This window comes from Streptomyces sp. XH2 (assembly GCF_049725035.1).
GTDB lineage: Bacteria > Actinomycetota > Actinomycetes > Streptomycetales > Streptomycetaceae > Streptomyces > Streptomyces roseoverticillatus.
Window position 1 is genome coordinate 73,108 of the sequence record NZ_JBMMMZ010000023.1, and the last position, 16,435, is coordinate 89,542.

The 16,435-nt window shown below is 74.9% G+C and carries 14 protein-coding genes; 9 read left to right on the forward strand and 5 right to left on the reverse strand.

Annotated elements, in window-relative coordinates:
* Nucleotides 1-555 precede the first annotated feature (555 nt).
* A complete protein-coding gene (locus ACOTKD_RS35670; RefSeq protein ID WP_424893136.1) occupies nt 556-1,572 on the reverse strand; it encodes a DUF3533 domain-containing protein in 1,017 nt (338 codons plus the stop codon).
* Nucleotides 1,573-1,751: 179 nt separating this feature from the next.
* On the opposite strand from ACOTKD_RS35670, the gene ACOTKD_RS35675 reads away from it, so the two are divergent.
* The 4 genes from ACOTKD_RS35675 (at nt 1,752) to ACOTKD_RS35690 (ending at nt 8,039) form a co-directional block, all read left to right on the forward strand.
* Nucleotides 1,752-5,300: a DNA polymerase III subunit alpha gene (locus ACOTKD_RS35675; protein WP_424893137.1), complete on the forward strand. Its 3,549-nt coding sequence runs from the start codon at nt 1,752-1,754 to the stop codon at nt 5,298-5,300.
* On the forward strand, nt 5,297-6,346 hold the full coding sequence (locus tag ACOTKD_RS35680) for a DNA polymerase Y family protein (protein WP_424893138.1): 1,050 nt from the start codon (nt 5,297-5,299) through the stop codon (nt 6,344-6,346). The genes ACOTKD_RS35675 and ACOTKD_RS35680 overlap by 4 nt, the downstream gene beginning before the upstream one ends.
* A gap of 205 nt (nt 6,347-6,551) precedes the next feature.
* Nucleotides 6,552-7,460 (forward strand): esterase/lipase family protein, encoded by a 909-nt coding sequence (locus ACOTKD_RS35685; RefSeq protein ID WP_424893139.1) that lies wholly within the window; start codon nt 6,552-6,554, stop codon nt 7,458-7,460.
* Between the two features lie 72 nt (nt 7,461-7,532).
* Nucleotides 7,533-8,039 carry a DUF402 domain-containing protein gene (locus tag ACOTKD_RS35690; RefSeq protein ID WP_424893140.1) on the forward strand — a complete coding sequence of 169 codons (507 nt, stop codon included), beginning with the start codon at nt 7,533-7,535 and terminating at the stop codon, nt 8,037-8,039.
* Between the two features lie 250 nt (nt 8,040-8,289).
* Here ACOTKD_RS35690 and ACOTKD_RS35695 read toward each other — a convergent pair whose 3' ends face one another.
* The 3 genes from ACOTKD_RS35695 to ACOTKD_RS35705 all read right to left on the reverse strand — a co-directional run bounded on the left by ACOTKD_RS35695 (nt 8,290) and on the right by ACOTKD_RS35705 (nt 9,932).
* Nucleotides 8,290-8,610 carry a cupin domain-containing protein gene (locus tag ACOTKD_RS35695; RefSeq protein WP_424893141.1) on the reverse strand — a complete coding sequence of 107 codons (321 nt, stop codon included), beginning with the start codon at nt 8,608-8,610 and terminating at the stop codon, nt 8,290-8,292.
* Between the two features lie 255 nt (nt 8,611-8,865).
* Nucleotides 8,866-9,078, reverse strand: a complete 213-nt coding sequence (locus ACOTKD_RS35700; protein WP_424893142.1) for a DUF397 domain-containing protein — start codon at nt 9,076-9,078, stop codon at nt 8,866-8,868.
* Nucleotides 9,075-9,932 (reverse strand): helix-turn-helix domain-containing protein, encoded by an 858-nt coding sequence (locus tag ACOTKD_RS35705; protein WP_424893143.1) that lies wholly within the window; start codon nt 9,930-9,932, stop codon nt 9,075-9,077. Before ACOTKD_RS35705 ends, ACOTKD_RS35700 begins: the two co-directional genes overlap by 4 nt.
* A 204-nt stretch (nt 9,933-10,136) precedes the next feature.
* On the opposite strand from ACOTKD_RS35705, the gene ACOTKD_RS35710 reads away from it, so the two are divergent.
* A complete protein-coding gene (locus tag ACOTKD_RS35710; protein ID WP_424893144.1) occupies nt 10,137-10,514 on the forward strand; it encodes a hypothetical protein in 378 nt (125 codons plus the stop codon).
* Between the two features lie 12 nt (nt 10,515-10,526).
* Here the strand turns inward: ACOTKD_RS35710 and ACOTKD_RS35715 are convergent, their stop codons facing one another.
* A complete protein-coding gene (locus tag ACOTKD_RS35715) occupies nt 10,527-11,810 on the reverse strand; it encodes an APC family permease (protein WP_424893145.1) in 1,284 nt (427 codons plus the stop codon).
* An 81-nt stretch (nt 11,811-11,891) separates the two neighbouring features.
* On the opposite strand from ACOTKD_RS35715, the gene ACOTKD_RS35720 reads away from it, so the two are divergent.
* From ACOTKD_RS35720 to ACOTKD_RS35735, 4 genes are all read left to right on the forward strand, one after another.
* A complete protein-coding gene (locus ACOTKD_RS35720) occupies nt 11,892-12,353 on the forward strand; it encodes an Lrp/AsnC family transcriptional regulator (RefSeq protein WP_424893146.1) in 462 nt (153 codons plus the stop codon).
* A gap of 4 nt (nt 12,354-12,357) precedes the next feature.
* A complete protein-coding gene (locus tag ACOTKD_RS35725) occupies nt 12,358-13,905 on the forward strand; it encodes a carboxyl transferase domain-containing protein (protein WP_424893147.1) in 1,548 nt (515 codons plus the stop codon).
* A gap of 146 nt (nt 13,906-14,051) precedes the next feature.
* Nucleotides 14,052-15,056 (forward strand): FecCD family ABC transporter permease, encoded by a 1,005-nt coding sequence (locus tag ACOTKD_RS35730; protein ID WP_424893163.1) that lies wholly within the window; start codon nt 14,052-14,054, stop codon nt 15,054-15,056.
* A gap of 8 nt (nt 15,057-15,064) precedes the next feature.
* A complete protein-coding gene (locus tag ACOTKD_RS35735; protein ID WP_424893148.1) occupies nt 15,065-16,282 on the forward strand; it encodes a FecCD family ABC transporter permease in 1,218 nt (405 codons plus the stop codon).
* Nucleotides 16,283-16,435: the final 153 nt, after the last annotated feature.

A 16,435-nucleotide genomic window follows, 5' to 3' on the forward strand; every position in this document is an offset into this window, starting at 1 on the left:
GGGCGCGCGAGCCCGGCCTGCGCGCCGGCCGACGGCGCGCGGGTCACCCCGCCGCACCGCTTGTGTCACCGGTGCGGCTGAATGGCCGCCCGGATGCGGTGGGGAGACGCTAGGCTGATATTTGCCCCGGTCGGCCGGGCTTCCGGCCGAGGTGCGGTCGTCGGGTGGGGCAAACCCGCGACCGGGATGTATTCAAGAGAGGCCCCCACCACGGATGGGCTGATCCGCGGCGAGGGCCAAACCGGAAACGATGTTCCGGCCGGAGGCTTCTAATTCAAGCCTCCGGTCACTTCCGGCACATCCACCTCCATAGTTCACGGATCACCGCAGCGACCCGTTCCCACAGAGGCTTCTTCCGGTGGCGTCCCGTCATAGGGGCGCCCCCCTTTCCCTACGCGGCCATGCCCGGTGGCCGCTCCGGAGGAACCCGGCTGTCCGGGCCCTCCACGAACCCGACAACTGTCGGCTCCTCCTGGAAGGGGGGCGCCCGATCAGGGGCGCAGCAGAGCACATTGGCCGTGAACCGGGATCAACTCCCGTCCTGCGAAGGCGTGTTCACTCTTCGGAGTTCTTTTCCTGCCGTTTGAGCACGGCGCACGCCATCGTCACCACCGTCCCCGCCACCGCCCAAGCGCCCAGCACCAGCAGTGACGGGGCGAGCCCGTTGCCGTCGAAGTAGGCGATGGAGCGGGCGGACCAGGTGCCGGCGCCCGGGGGGAGGGCGGGGCCGAGGGCGTTCCAGAAGGGGGGCAGGAGGGGGTACGGGTAGGCGCCGCCGGCGCTCGGGTTGCCGAGGACGACCACGATGGCGATGGCCAGTCCGATGCCGACGATCCCGGCGAGGCCCTGGAGGGCGAGCGTCGTTGCGCCGACCGCGAAGACGACCAGCGCTCCCAGGGCCCACAGCCCCGGGATGCTGCCGGGCAGCGCGTCCAGGACGGGGCCCGCGATGACCGTTCCGAACAGGCCGGCGGCCACCGCGTAGAGGGCGAGGGCGCCGAGCCGGATGACGGCCCGGTGGGAGTTGGCGGGCCGGGCGCCCGCGCTGATGGCGAGGATCGCGGCGCACAGGTAGCCGCCCACGCACCAGCCGACCACCAGGTAGAACGCGGTCAGGCCGCGGGCGTCGCCGGCCGCGGCGGGCGCGACGTCCTTGACCCGCACCGTGCGTCCCTGCGCCGCCTCGGCGCGGGTGAGCACCGCTTCGGTGGCCTGGGCGAGGGAGGCGCCGGCGCCGCTCGCAACCAGCAAGGTGTCGGTGTTGCCGCGGGGGTCGACGATCAGCGCCGCGTCGAGGTCGCGGTTGCGGACCTTCCGGGCGGCCGCCGCCTCGCCGCCGTCCACCGTGCGCGGAGCCAGGGGGTCGCCCGGCAGCCCGTCCAGCTGCTGCACCAGCTGCCCCGCGATCTGCTGGGGGGCGACGACGCCGAGCGCGACGTCCCGCGGCCGGGGGCTGTGGAAGGCGCCCACGTACGAGGCGATGAAGGCCAGCTGGAGCACCAGGGTGCCGATCACCAGGATCGCGGCCCGGCCCGTCACCGCGCTCCGCAGCTCCTGGACGAATGAGGGCATGCCCCGAGCCTGCGGGGTGCGGGGGGCCCGCGCAGGCGGTGCGGGCCGTCCGGGTGATCGATGTCCGCGCCCGGGCCCGCCGCCGCACATGTGTTCGTACGAATGTTCGAGAGTGTGGTTTATGGTGGATGGAGAGGGCGGTTTTCGGCCAGGGGGTGACAGGAACGGCAGGAGGTGCGATGACCGGGCTCAACGCGTTCACGCACCTGCACACCGCGTCCGGCTTCTCGATGCGGTACGGAGCCGCGCACCCCGAACAGCTGGCCGAGCGCGCCGCCGAGCGCGGCATGGACGCCGTCGCCCTCACCGACCGCGACACCCTCGCCGGAGCGGTCCGGTTCGCCACGGCGAGCGCCAAGGCCGGGGTGCGCCCGGTGTTCGGCGTGGACCTGGCCGTACGGGACGAGCCGCCGCAGCCGCCGCACCCGCAGCCGTCCGCGCACAGCCGCCCCCGCACCCCCGTGCGCGGCGGCGCCTTCGTCGACGAGTCCGCGCCCCGCGCGGTCTTCCTCGCCCGGGACGGCGCGCGCGGCTGGGCCGCCCTGTGCGGACTGGTCTCCGCGGCCCACGCGAACGCCGCCGGCCGCACGAACGCCGCCGGCCGCCTTCCCGAGCTCACCCGCGCGGACCTCGCGGCCGCCGCCCCCGGCATCCGCACGCCCCTGCACGTCCTCCTCGGCCCCGGCTCCGAGCCCGGCCGCGCCCTCGCCGCCGGCCGCCCGGACCGGGCCGCCCGGCTGCTCGCACCCTGGCGGGAAATGTTCGGTGACGCCCTGCGGCTGGAGGTCGTCTGCCACGGCCGCACCGGCACCGGTCCCGGCTCGCTGCGGCTCGCCGCCCGTACCGCCGGCTTCGCCGCCGACCAGGGCGTCCCCGCCGTCCTCAGCAACGCCGTGCGCTACGCCGACCCCGGCCAGGGGCCCGTCGCCGACGTCCTCGACGCGGCCCGCCGGCTGGTCCCGATCGACCCCCGCAAGCCGGAGGCCCTCGACAGCGGCGAGCGCTGGCTCAAGGGCCCCGCCGCCATGGCCGCCCTCGCCGAGCGGGTCGCGGAGGCCGCGGGGCTCGGCCGGGACGCGGCCCGCAGGCTGCTCGCCACGACCGAGGAGACCGCCGCCGCCTGCCTGGTCGATCCCGAGGACGACCTGGGGCTCGGCCGCGTCCACTTCCCCGAGCCGCACCTGGTCGGCGCCGGTCACCGCACCGCCGACCGCGTGCTGCGCTCCCGCTGCACGGCGGGCATGGTGCTGCGCGGCTACGACCGCAGGCGCCGCTACCGGGACCGGCTGGAGGACGAACTGGCGATCATCGCCGGGAAGGGCCTGGCCTCGTACTTCCTCACCGTCGCCCGGGTCGTGGACGACACCCGCGCCCTCGGCGTCCGCGTCACCGCCCGCGGTTCCGGCGCGGGCTCCCTGGTCAACCACCTGCTCGGCATCGCCCACGCCGACCCCGTCGAGCACGGCCTGCTGATGGAGCGCTTCCTGTCCGCCCACCGCAAGGCGCTGCCCGACATCGACATCGACGTGGACTCCGCGCGCCGCCTGGACGTCTACCGCGCGATCTTCGACCGCTTCGGCGCGGACCGGGTCGCGACCGTCGCCATGCCCGAGACCTACCGGGTCCGGCACGCGATCCGGGACGTGGGCGCGGCCCTCGGCAAGGACCCGGCCGAGGTGGACCGGCTCGCCAAGGCGTTCCCGCACATCCGCGCCCGCGACGCCCGCGCGGCCCTGGCCGAGCTGCCCGAGCTGCGCGGGGTGGCCGCGGAGGACCACGGCCGGCTGTGGGAGCTGGTCGAGGCGCTGGACGGGCTGCCGCGCGGCGTCGCCATGCACCCGTGCGGGGTGCTGCTGTCGGACGCGAGCCTGCGCGCCCGCACGCCCGTCGTGCCGACCAGCGGCGAGGGCTTCCCCATGGCGCAGTTCGACAAGGACGACGTGGAGGAGCTCGGGCTGCTCAAGCTCGACGTGCTGGGCGTGCGGATGCAGTCCGCGATGGCGCACGCGGTGGCCGAGATCGAGCGGGTCACCGGGCGGCACCTCGACCTCGACGACCCCGCGCAGGTGCCGCCGGGCGACCCCCGTACGTACGAGCTGATCCGGTCGGCCGAGACGCTCGGCTGCTTCCAGATCGAGTCGCCGGGCCAGCGCGACCTCGTCGGCCGGCTGCAGCCCGCGACCTTCCACGACCTCGTGGTGGACATCTCCCTCTTCCGCCCGGGCCCGGTCGCGGCCGACATGGTGCGGCCCTTCATCGAGGCCCGGCACGGGCGCGCGCCCGTGCGCTACCCGCACCCGGAACTGGAGGACACGCTGCGCGAGACGTACGGCGTGGTCGTCTTCCACGAGCAGATCATCGAGATCCTGCGCATCATGACCGGCTGCGACCGGAACTTCGCGGACGAGACGCGCCGCGCGCTGTCGGACCCGCAGCTGGTGGGGCGGGTGCGCGCGTGGTTCGGGCGGGAGGCGGCGAAGCTCGGCCGCTCGCCGGAGTCCGTGCGCCGCACCTGGGAGATCGTGGAGGCGTTCGGCAGTTACGGCTTCTGCAAGGCGCACGCCGTCGCGTTCGCCGTGCCGACCTACCAGTCGGCGTGGCTGAAGGCCCATCACCCGGCGGCCTTCTACGCGGGGCTGCTCACCCACGACCCGGGGATGTACCCCAAGCGGCTGCTGCTCGCGGACGCGCGGCGGCGCGGCGTGCCGATCCTGCCGCTGGACGTGAACCGGTCGGGCACGGCCTATTCGATCGAACTGGTGTCTGATCGTGGGAGTGGTGGGACGTGGGGGCTCCGCATGGCCCTCTCCGACGTGCAGGGCATCGGCGAGGCCGAGGCCGCCCGCATCGCGGACGGCCGCCCGTACACCTCCCTCCCCGACCTGTGGCACCGCGCCCGGCCCGCCCGGCCCGTCGCCGAACGCCTCGCCCGGGTCGGGGCGCTGGACGCCTTCGGCGGCAACCGCCGCGACCTGCTGCTGCACATCGCCGAACTGCACCGCGGGCACGGGCGCGACCGCGGGCACGGGCGCGGGGGCGCGGACCAGCCCACCCTGATCGACAGCGCGCGGGCCGAGCCCGTCGGCCTGCCCGACCTCGACGCGGAGGAGCGGCTCGGCGCCGAGCTCGGCGTGCTCGGCATGGACGCCTCCCGGCACCTGATGTCCGACCACCGGGCGTTCCTCGCCGAGCTGGGCGTCATCCCCGCCCGGCGGCTGCAGGGCGCCCGGCACGGCGAGACCGTCCTGGTCGCGGGCGCCAAGGCCGCCACCCAGACCCCGCCGGTCCGCTCCGGCCGCCGCGTCATCTTCACCACCCTCGACGACGGCACGGGCCTGGTCGACTGCGCCTTCTTCGACGACAGCCACCCCGCCTGCGCGCACACCGTCTTCCACTCCTGGCTGCTGCTCGTCCGCGGCGTCGTCCAGCGCCGCGGGCCGCGCAGCCTGAGCGTGGTGGGCGCCGCGGCGTGGGACCTCGCGCAGCTGACGAAGCTCCGCGCGGAGGGCGGGCTGGAAGCGGTGGCCTCGGTACTGGCGCGGCCGCAGCCAGCGGCTTCCGCAGCCGGGGCCGAGGCGGGGGCCGGGGCTGCGGCCGCGGGCCCGGACCGCCGCATCCACCTGTCCACCGGCTACGCCATGCACCCGTGGGCGGACCTGCGACCCGCGGGCGAGGGCGCGGCCACGGGCCGCAAGCTGTGGCACGCGAGCCCGGGGAGCGCGGGATGAGCGCCCGGGCGCGGCTCGCCGTGGTGCCGGACCCGCCGCCCGGCGCACCCACCGTGCTCTACGTCCACTTCCACGCCGGGGCGGGCGCGCCCCTGGGCGAGGAGACCTACGACGGGCTCCTCGCGCTGCTCGCCGAGGTCAGCCCCGTCGTGCAGGCGGTCCCGCCGGATGCCGCGCTCATGGAGGTCCGCGGCGCCACCCGCTACTTCGGGCAGGACCCCGCCGGGCTCGCCGCGCTCGTGCGCGTACGGGCGCTCGCCCGGTACGGGGCCGACTGCACGGTGGGCATCGCGGGCAATCCGATGCTGGCCCGGATGGCCGCGCACGACGGCCCGCCCGGGGCGGTGCGCACGCTCCCCGGGGACCCGGCCGCCGTGGCCGCGTTCCTCGCAGGCAAGCCGGCCGCCGCCCTCTACGGCGTGGGCCCGGCCACGGCCCGCACCCTGTCCACGTACGGGCTCGGCACCGTCGGCCGGATCGCCGCCGCGCCGCTGCCCGCGCTGCAGCGGATCCTGGGACCCGTGGCGGGCCGGCGGCTGCACGAGCGGGCGCACGGCATCGACCCGACCCCCGTCACGCCGGGGGCGCGGGCCCGTTCGGCGGCCGCGGAACACCGCTTCGAGCGGGACGAGCTGGACGCCGACCGGCGCCGCCGCGCGCTGCTGGCGCTCGCCGACGGGCTGGGCGGCCGGCTGCGGGAGAGCAAGCAGGTCGCGCGGGGCCTGACCCTCACCGTGCGCTACGCCGACGGCTCGGTGACCACCCGCTCCCGGACCTTCGCCGAGCCGACCGCGCACACCCCCGAGCTGACCGCGACCGCGTACGCGCTGCACGACGCGCTCGGGCTGCAGCGCGCCCGGGTCCGGGCCGTGGCGCTGCGCGCGGAGGGGCTCGGCGACGCCGGATCCGCCGCGCACCAGCTGTCGTTCGACCCTGCCGACGAGAAGGCGCGCCGGATCGAGGCGGCCGTGGACCGGGCGCGGGCCCGCTTCGGGCCGGGGGCGGTGGGACCGGCGGCGGCGCTGAACCGGCGCGCCGTGGCCTGAACCCGTTACAGCCTCCCTGAACCCGTTACGGACTGACGTCTTCCACATAAAGAACGTGTGACGGATTCCTTGACCGATCAAGGTGCCCCACGCATCCTTACTGGAACGTAAGTTAACGCCCTTTCAGCAAACCACGGTTCCGGGCCACCCGTGCGCCCACCGTCGGTGATCACCCCCCACCAGCCCCCACCAGCGAGGTGTTCATATGAAGCTGCCCTGGAGACCGCTGCGCACCCTGCTCCCCGCGCTGGCCCTCGCCCTCTCGGCCGCCGCCCTCACCGCCCCCGAGGCCGCGGCCGCTTCGTCTCACGATTCCCGCGCCTCCCAGGCCGCCGCCGTCACCGCGACCGGCGGCGGCAGTGGCTGGAACGACTACTCCTGCAAGCCGTCGGCCGCCCACCCGCGCCCCGTCGTCCTCGTGCACGGCACCCTGGGCAACTCCGTCGACAACTGGCTCGTCCTCGCGCCCTACTTGAAGAACCGCGGCTACTGCGTCTTCTCCCTCGACTACGGCAAGCTGCCCGGCGTGCCGCTCTTCTACGGTCTCGGCCCGATCGCGAAGTCGGCCGAAGAGCTCTCCGCGTACGTCGACAAGGTCCGCGACGCCACCGGTGCCGGCAAGGTGGACCTCGTCGGCCACTCCCAGGGCGGCGCGATGCCGCGCTACTACCTCAACTTCCTGGGCGGCAAGGACAAGGTGAACTCCCTCACCGGCATCGCCCCCAACAACCACGGCACGACGCTGTCGGGCCTGGTCACCCTGATGGACAAGATCCCCGGCGCCCGCAACGCGCTCGGCGGCCTGACCCCCGGCCTCACCGACCAGGCGATCGGCTCCGAGTACCTCAAGAAGATGAACTCCGTCCCCGACACCGTGCCGGGCGTCCGCTACACGGTCATCGCGACCAAGTACGACGAGGTCGTCACCCCGTACACCTCCGGCTACCTGACCGGTCCCGGCGTGCGCAACGTCCTGCTCCAGGACCTCTGCGCCGTGGACTTCTCCGAGCACATCGCGATCGGCACCGTCGACCGCGTCGTCGCGCACGAGGTCGCCAACGCCCTCGACCCGGCCAACGCGACGCCGACCACGTGCGCCTCGGTGATCGGCTGAGACGACCGGCCGAGGGGTGACCGGCTAAAACCAGTGGCTTCAGGCCCTGGTCATGGGGAACCCTCGAATCCCATGAGCACCTCAAGCACCCTGCTGAAGGCCGGCAGTGACGTGACGGTCACGCTGGTCAAGGAGTCCCGGTCCGGCATCGGTTACCCCGCGGTCGTCGTGCACGACGACGGCACGCACGCCGTCGTGCGGGCGCCGTGGGCGGCCCCGTCGGACCGGGACTTCGGCTTCGTCCGCTTCGAGCGCGGCGACGTCTTCACCGAGCACTACTGGCGCGACCGCTGGTACGCGGTCAAGGAGGTGCGCGCCGCCGACGGCACCCTGAAGGGCTGGTACTGCGACATCACCCGCCCCGCCGAGATCGCCCCGGGCGCCGTCGTCTCCACCGACCTGGACCTCGACCTGTGGGTCTCGGCCGACGGCTCCGCCGTGCTCCGCCTGGACGAGGACGAGTTCGAGGAGAGCGGCCTGGAGCGCCGCGACCCCGGCGCGGCGGCGAAGGCCCGCGCGGCCCTCGACGAGCTGGAGGAGACGGCGCGCGGCGGCGGGCTGACGGACCTGCTGGGCTGAGCGGTACGGGGAAGGGCCGGCCGCCCAGCCGACCGGCCCCGGTGTCATGCCGGCGGCAGACTCACCCGCCGCACTGACACGGGCCACCGGCCTGGCATCCGCAGCTGCAGCCCGGACCGCAGGTGCAATCGGCTCCGGGCGCCGCAACGGGCTCGTGAACAGTCATGGTCAACTGCCTCCTTCGATGCGGGGTCGAAATTCCGCGTTCCAGCGAACACCCGGATCCCGGCGCGGACAAGGCACGTTGCGGTCAAGCCGCGGCGGGGCTGCCCTCCTCCAGCTCGACGATGACGAGCGTTCCACGACTCCCGGGCCGGACCGCGTGCGGCGTCCCCGCGGACACGACGAAGAGCTCACCCGCCCCGACGGTCACCGTCTCGCCGCCGACGCCGAGTTCGAGCCGCCCGTCGAGGACGAGCAGTGCCTCCGGAGCGTCGTGGCTCTCCTCCTCCACGGGCAGCTCACTCATGCGCAGCACCTTGAGGCAGGCGGGGCCTACGTGTCCCAGCACGCGGGATCGCCACGCGTGGGGGAGGGCGGCGGCGGTGTCGTTCAGGTTGATCACGGTCATGTCGCAGACGCTAGGTGACCTGCGGGGACGGTTGGTCGACCGTCGGGTAAAGGATCAGAAGGATCAGACGGCGGGCGGAATGTCTCCGGACTTCAGACCGGATATGAACGCGGCCCATGCGGCGGGCCGGAGGGCCAGGGCGGGGCCGTCGGGCCGCCCCGGGCGCGGTTGCTGCGCTCCGGGTAAGGAAATCCACCGGCTCGCGGTCGTGCGCGGCGTACAAGTGACCCGAGAAGGGCGAACCACACTCCGCCGTCAGCCGGAATCCTTGAGGTGGGACACGAAAACGGCCCACGCTCCGGCGCGGAAGACCAGGGCGGGGCCGTCGGGGGTCTTGCTGTCGCGGACGGGCACGGCGCCGGCGATGCCGTCCGCGATCTGGACGCAGTCCGTCTGGTGGCCGCTGTAGCTGCTCTTGCGCCACGCCAAGGAGTCCCTGTTCATCCCTTGCCGTATGAGATGGCTCATTGGAGGTCCTTCACTGCACGCGAGATGAGGTTGCGCGACTGCGCCTCGTCGAGCGCGGACGCGCTGAGCGTGTCGAACATCCGGCTGTAGGTCGCGAAGTCGGACCGACGCTCGAACTGCATGCTACTGACGTACGACTCCGTGTACACCATGTCGAGATCGCTGCGGATGGGGAAGTGGAGGATCGCGAACGCTCCGAGCATTCCGAGGTGTCCGCCTGACGCGAAGGGGAGCACCTGCAAGGTGATGTTCGGCTCCTCGGACGCCTCCAGCAAGTGGTGGAGCTGCTTGATCATGACGTGGCTTCCCCCGGTCGTGCGACGCAGGACGGCTTCGTCCACGATCGCCGACAGGCTGAGGGGATCGGCGCGGCGGAGGGTGGCGCCTTGCCGGGCGAGCCGGACGCTCACGAGGGCGTCGACTGCGTCCGGCTTGGTTTCCGGCGCGAGCGCGTTGATGGCGGCGCGGGTGTAGTCCGGTGTCTGGAGCAGGCCGGGAACCAGTGTTGTTTCGAAGGTCCGCTTGGCCGAGGCCTCCGTCTCCAGCGCGATGTACGACGCGTATCGCTGGGTGATCACGTCCGAGTAGGGCGTCCACCACATGCGGGCCTTGCTCTCCCGCGCCAGGCCGAGGAGGCTTTCCCGCGCCTCGGGATCCGTCACTCCGTAGAGGTCCAGCAGGGCCTCCAGCTCGCGGACGCGCAAGCCGGAGCGGCCGTTCTCGATGCGGCTCACCTTGGTCTGGTGCCAGCCGAGACGCCGGGCCATCTCATCGGCCGTGTGCCCCGACTCTTCGCGTAGCGCGCGGAGTTCGGCTCCGAGCATGCGGCGGCGGACGGTGGGAATCGCAGGCATGGTCCACTCTCCCGGGAGGGTTGCAGGGGCACAGTGTCCCGCATCGGAACAGGTCCTTCGGCCGCGAGTTCACCCGTGCGTATGCACATCCGTGGATTGCATTGCGGCGGCGTTGAGTAGTGGGCATGCTGCCGTGACGTACAGAGCCCCGGCGGCCGTTGCAGCGACCCCGGGGCGTGGTCAACGCTGAACTGGAGCGTCAACGTGAGGCAGTTTATCTCCCGCTGGTTCGGATGGACCCGGTTGATTCCCGTGCCCGGAGCGCGGAGGCCGCGCCGCCCGGACTCCGACGCCGCTGCGGCCCGCGTCGAACCCGAGGCCGTGCCCGCCGTCGCCGCACCGCCACGAGAGGAGGGCGGCTCCACCTGCGGCGTCTACCTATGGGCAACCGCCCACGGAATCGACCTCAGCTACCCCGGCCCGCTGGGCTCGTGCACCTGCTCCGCCCGCCCGCACCCGGAGCCGCCGGCTGATCCCGAACCGCCGGCCGAGGCGCGGGCCGCGGACCGTCCCGCCACGGACGCCGCGCTCCTCAGTGCGAAGGTGCGGGAGGCGAACGCCGCGAGCCGCTGGGGGAAGTGAGTCCGGCCGGTGCTAGCGGCGGCGTCGCCGTAGGGACGAGAAGCCCAGCGACGCCGCCGCCAGTACCACCGGTATCAGCAACAGCACCCCCGAGAAGGCCAGCACCCCCGCCGTCAGCAGGGCGCTGGCGACCGCCGCCGGCCACAGCCACGTCCGCCGCGGCAGCAGGGCCAGCGCGGAGAGGAGGCCCGCGAGGGTGACCGAAGCGAGGCAGGTGGACGTGGCGCGCATCAGGCCGTCGAGGTCGCCGCCGGCGAGCCGGGCCGCGGCGCCGACGGCCGTGCAGGCGACGGCCAGTACGGCCAGGCTGCGCCGCGGCACCTCGCCCGGGGCGGCGCCGCGGGACAGCCAGCGCGGGGCCGCGCCGTCGCGGCCGAGGGCGGCGCCGAGGCGGGAGGCGCCGGCGAGGTAGGTGTTGACGGCGCCGAAGGTGAGGAACAGGGCCGCTGCCGCGGCGATCGGGCGGGCGGCCGTGCCGGCGCTTAGGGCGAGGAGGTCGGTCAGCGGGGTGTCCGTTTCGGCGGCGGCCGGGCCGAGGGCGCCGATCGTCGTCACGGCGAGGGCGAGGTAGAGGACGGAGACGGCGGCCAGGGTGTAGGCCGTCACCCTGGGCAGGTCGCGGGCCGGGTTCGCGAACTCGCCGGACAGGTGGCTGGCCGCCTCCCAGCCCGCGAAGGCGAAGAACAGCACGCCCGCGGCCGAGCCCACCGAGCCCCAGCCGTGCGGCATGAACGGGGTGAAGTGAGCGGAGGTCATGTGGGGCGCCGCCGCGAGCGCGGCTCCCGCCAGCACCGCCGCCAGCAGGGCCACCAGCAGCAACTGCACCCGCCCCGACAGGTGCAGGCCCACGCAGTTGGCCGCGAACGACGCCGCGATGACCGCGGCGCCGACCGCCGCGGCCGCCACCGGGCCCAGTCCCAGGGCCCCGGCCACGTACTGGCCGCCGATCAGGGCCGCCGCCACGACGCCGATCGGCACGGCCCCGTAGAACCACCAGCCGACGGCCGCCGCGGCCCGCGGGCCTGCCGCCCGGTGCACGAAGGTCGCCACCCCGCCGCCGTCGGGGAAGCGGGCGCCGAGCGCGGCGAACGACAGGGCCACGGGCACGCTCGTCACGAGCAGGACCAGCCAGGCCAGGATCGAGGCCGGGCCGGCCGCGTCGGCGGCCAGTGCGGGCAGGGCCAGGACGCCCGGGCCGAGGACGGCACCGGCGCACAGGGCCGTGCCGCTGCCGATGCCCAGTCCCCGAACGGACGGCGGGGAGGGAGCGGGAGCGTGGGTGGTTCGTACGGTCACGGGGGCCGAAGCTAGCCCGGCCGTCCATGGAGAAGGCCCTGCGCCGAACGAAATTCGGCGCGTGCGGCAAGATGTGGCCCCATGGACGACATAGATTCGGCGATCGTCAGGGAACTGCAGCGCGATGCACGGCAGACCAACCGCGACCTCGCCCGCACCCTCGGCATCGCCCCTTCCACCTGCCTGGAGCGGGTCAGGGCGCTGCGCCACCGCGGAGTGATCACCGGGTACCAGGCGACGGTCGACCTGCGGGCGCTGGGGCGGCCGGTGCAGGCCCTGCTGTCGGTGCGGATCCGGCCGATGAGCCGGGAGGTCATCGAGGGCTTCAAGGCGTACCTCATCGGGCTGCCCGAGGTGCTGGGCGTGTACGTGGTCGCGGGCGGGGACGACTTCCTGGTGCATGTGGCCGTGCCCGAGGTCGACGACCTGCACAGCCTGCTGATGGACCGGTTCTCCGGGCGCCGCGAGGTCGTGGACTTCCGCAGCTCCGTGATTTACCAGCACGTGACCAAGGACGTGGTGGGACCGCTCGTGACAGGGTGACGGCATGAACGCGAGCAACCACCGCACTTCCGCCCTCGACCTCGTCCGCACCGTGCTGGACCCCGGCAGCTGGCGCTGCTGGGACGAGCCCGTCGACGTCACCACGGACGACCCCGCCTACCGCGCCGACCTCCTCGCCGCGCGCGAGCGCACCGGCCTCGACGAGTCCGTCGTCACCGGCGAGGGGACGGTGCACGGACGCCGAGTGGCGCTCGTGGCCTGCGAGTTCCGCTTCCTGGCCGGGTCGATCGGCGTCGCGGCGGGGGAGCGGCTGGTGCGCGCGGTGGAGCGGGCCACGGCCGAGCGGCTGCCGCTGCTCGCGGCGCCCGCCTCGGGCGGCACCCGGATGCAGGAGGGGACGGTGGCCTTCCTGCAGATGGTCAAGGTCGCCGCCGCCATCACCGACCACAAGGCGGCCGGCCTGCCCTACCTCGTCCACCTGCGGCACCCCACGACGGGCGGCGTCCTCGCCTCGTGGGGCTCGCTCGGTCACCTCACCTCCGCCGAACCGGGCGCGCTCATCGGCTTCCTGGGGCCGCGCGTCCACGAGGCCCTGTACGGGGAGGAGTTCCCGCAGGGCGTCCAGGTCGCGGAGAACCTGCTGGCCCACGGGCTGGTGGACGCCGTGCTGACCGCCGAGCAGCTGCCGGGGGTCGTGGGGCGGGCGCTGTCGGTGCTGTGCGGCGAGCCGTCGCCCCGCGTTTCCGCCGGCGAGGCCCCACAGGCCCTCGCCACCCCCGCCCCCTCCGCTGCTGAATCGATTCGCCGCTCCCGTGACCCCGAACGCCCCGGCGTCCGCGCCCTGCTGGACGCCGCCGCCACCGACGTCACCCCCCTCAGCGGTACGGGCGCGGGGGAGCGCGACCCCGGGCTGCTGCTCGCCCTCGCGCACGTCGGCGGCACGCCCTGCGTGGTGCTCGGGCACGACCGCGGAAGCCGTACGGACACGGCCGGCGAGGACGCCGACGGGGGTCACGCCGTCGGGCAGGCGCTCGGCCCGGCCGGACTCCGCGCGGCCCGGCGCGGGATGCGGATCGCCGCCGAACTGGGCCTGCCGCTGCTCACCGTGGTCGACACGGCGGGGGCGGCGCTGTCCCGCGACGCCGAAGAAGGCGGCCTGGCCGGCGAGATCGCGCGCTGCCTGGCCGACCTGGTGACCCTGCCCGCGCCGACGCTGTGCCTGCTGCTCGGCCAGGGCGCGGGCGGCGCGGCGCTCGCGCTGCTCCCCGCGGACCGGGTCGTCGCCGTCCGGCACGCGTGGCTGTCGCCGCTGCCGCCCGAGGGGGCCTCGGCGATCCTCTACCGCACGACGGACCGGGCCTACGAGGTCGCCGGGCGGCAGGGCGTGCGCTCCGCGGACCTCTTGGCCAACGGCATCGCGGACCTTGTCGTGGAGGAGCCGGACGGCGGTCCGGCTGCCGCGGACGGCGAATTCCTGCCACGCCTCGGCGCCCTTCTCGGCGCCGAAATGGCCGCCCTCGGCGCGCGCGAACAGGGCGAACGCCTGGCCGACCGGCGTGCGCGCTATCGACGGATCGGGCTGGGAACGTGATGCTCCGGCGCTCATAAATTGGGCATTGAGGGCATTGGAGGGTGTGCGATCCACCGAGAATTGACAAGGTAAGCCTTACCTAACCTAGGGTCTCTCCCGTGAACGAGACCGTTCCAGGGGCCGCTCCGGCTGCCCCGGATTCCGCCGTGCCCGCCACCGGGCGCCCGGCCCCGACCCGCCGGGCCGGGCTGCTCGTCGCCGGTGCGGCCGCGCTCGCGCTGTGCGCGGCGCTCAGCCTCGCCGCGGGCTCCCGCGCGGTGCCCCTGGGCACCGTGTGGCACGCCCTGGCCGGCGACGACGCCGGCCGCGACGGCCTGGTCGTCACCGGCCTGCGCGTCCCGCGCACCGTCATCGGCCTCGCCGTGGGCGCGGCGCTCGGCGTCGCGGGGGCCGTCGCCCAGGGCGTCACCCGCAACCCCCTGGCCTCGCCCACCACGCTCGGCATCAACGCCGGGGCGAGCTTCGCCGTCGTCACCGCCATCTACGCGCTGCGCCTCGAACACCCCGCGCAGTACCTGTGGTTCGCCTTCGGCGGCGCCGCGCTCGCCACCGTCGCCGTCCTCGCGCTCGCCCGCCGCGCCGGCGAACTCGACCCCGTACGGCTCGCGCTCGGCGGGACCGTCCTGGCCGCCGTCCTCGCCTCCTGGACCTCCGCGGTGATGCTCGCGAGCCACCGCACGCTGGACGAAGCCCGCTTCTGGCTGGCCGGGTCGCTCGCCGGGCGGCGGACCGACATCCTGCTGCCCGTCCTCGCGCCCCTGGCCACCGGCCTCGTGCTCGCCCTCGCCATCGCACCCGCCCTCAACGCCCTCGCCCTCGGCGACGAGACCGCGCAGGCGCTCGGCGTGCCGGTCGCCAGGGTCCGCGCCGCCGGCGGGCTGGCCGTCGTGCTGCTCGCCGCGTCCTCCGTCGCCGTCGCGGGCCCGCTCTCCTTCGTCGGGCTCGCCGCCCCGCACCTCGTCCGCAGGCTGCTCGGCGCGGACCACCGCTGGCTGATCCCCGGCTGCCTCGTCGTGGGCCCGCTGCTGCTCCTCGGCTCCGACATCGCCGGCCGGGTCGTCCTCGCCCCCGCCGAACTGGAGGTCGGCATCGTCACGGCCTTCCTCGGTGCCCCCGTGCTGGCCCTCCTCGCGCGGAAGGCGGCCCGATGAACGGCCCGATGAGCGACAGGACCGCACAGGGCGGGGCCGGTGCCGCCCCGGAAGCCGGACCGGACCGACCGGCGCGACCGGCGCCGGCGGCGGACACGGTGCTCCGGCCGGACGCGCAGCGGGGCCCGGCGCCGGCACGCTCCCGGGCGCCCCGGCTCCGGCACCCCTTCCCGCATCGCTACCGCCGCCGCCCGACCGGCCACGGCGGCGCGCTCGCCCGGCAGCGCCGCCGCACCGCCCTCCTCTCCGCCGCGGCCGCCCTGCTCCTCGCCGTCCTCCTCGCCCTCGGCCTCGGCGCGGGCGAGGTGTCCGTGCCGCCCCTCGACGCGCTGCGGGCCCTCCTCGGCCTCGGCGACACCGCCGACGTGATGCTCGTACAGGAACTGCGCGCCCCCCGCGCCGTCGCCGCGATCGTCGCCGGAGCCGGGCTCGCCGTCGCCGGGGCCGTGATGCAGCGCGTGCTGCGCAACCCGCTCGCCTCCCCGGACGTGGTCGGCGTGACCGGCGGCGCCTCCCTCGGCGCGGTCGCCGTCCTGGCCACCGGCGCCCCCGCCGCGCTCACGCCCGCGGGTGCGCTCGGCGGCGGGACGCTGGCGGCCCTGCTGCTCGCCGCGCTCTCCTGGCGCGGCGGGGTCACCGTCACCCGCATCGTGCTCGTCGGCCTCGCCGTGCAGCAGGGGCTCGCCGCCGTCGTGAACCTCTTCATCGTCCGCTTCCCGGCCGAACTCGCCGCGGACGCCCTGCAGTGGACCACCGGCTCGGTCTACGGCCGGACCTGGACCGAGACGGGCACCGGCGGCGCGCTCGTCCTCGCCGGCATCCTCCTCGCCCTGGCCGGCCACCGCCGGATCGCCGTCCTCGACCTCGGCGACGAGTCCGCCGGCGGCCTCGGCCTCGCCCCGAACGCGGCCCGCCTCCAACTCCTCCTGCTCGCCGTCCTCCTGGCGTCCGTCGCGGCCGCCCTCACCGGGCCCGTCGGCTTCGTCGCCCTGGCCGTCCCGCACGTCGTACGGTTCCTGGCCGGGCCCCCGACGGCCGGCACGCTCGCCCTCACCGCGCTCGGCGGCGCCGTCCTGCTGCTCGCCTCCGACCTCGCCGTCCTGCACCTGCTGCCCGTCCACGGCCTGCCCGTCGGGGTCGTCACCGCCACGCTCGGGGCGCCCTGGCTGCTCGTCCTGATGCTGCGCCAACTCAAGCCCGCCACCGCTGGGAGCACCGCCCGATGAGCGACGACCGCCGCACGCCACCGCCTTTTTGCGGCCCCGGTTCCCCCGACGCCCCGGCACCCGCCGGCGGGCCTGTGCCTTCCCGCGCCCCTGCGGTCTCGCACGACCCGGCACCTGCCGATGCGCTTGTGCCTGCAGGAGGCCTCGCATCGC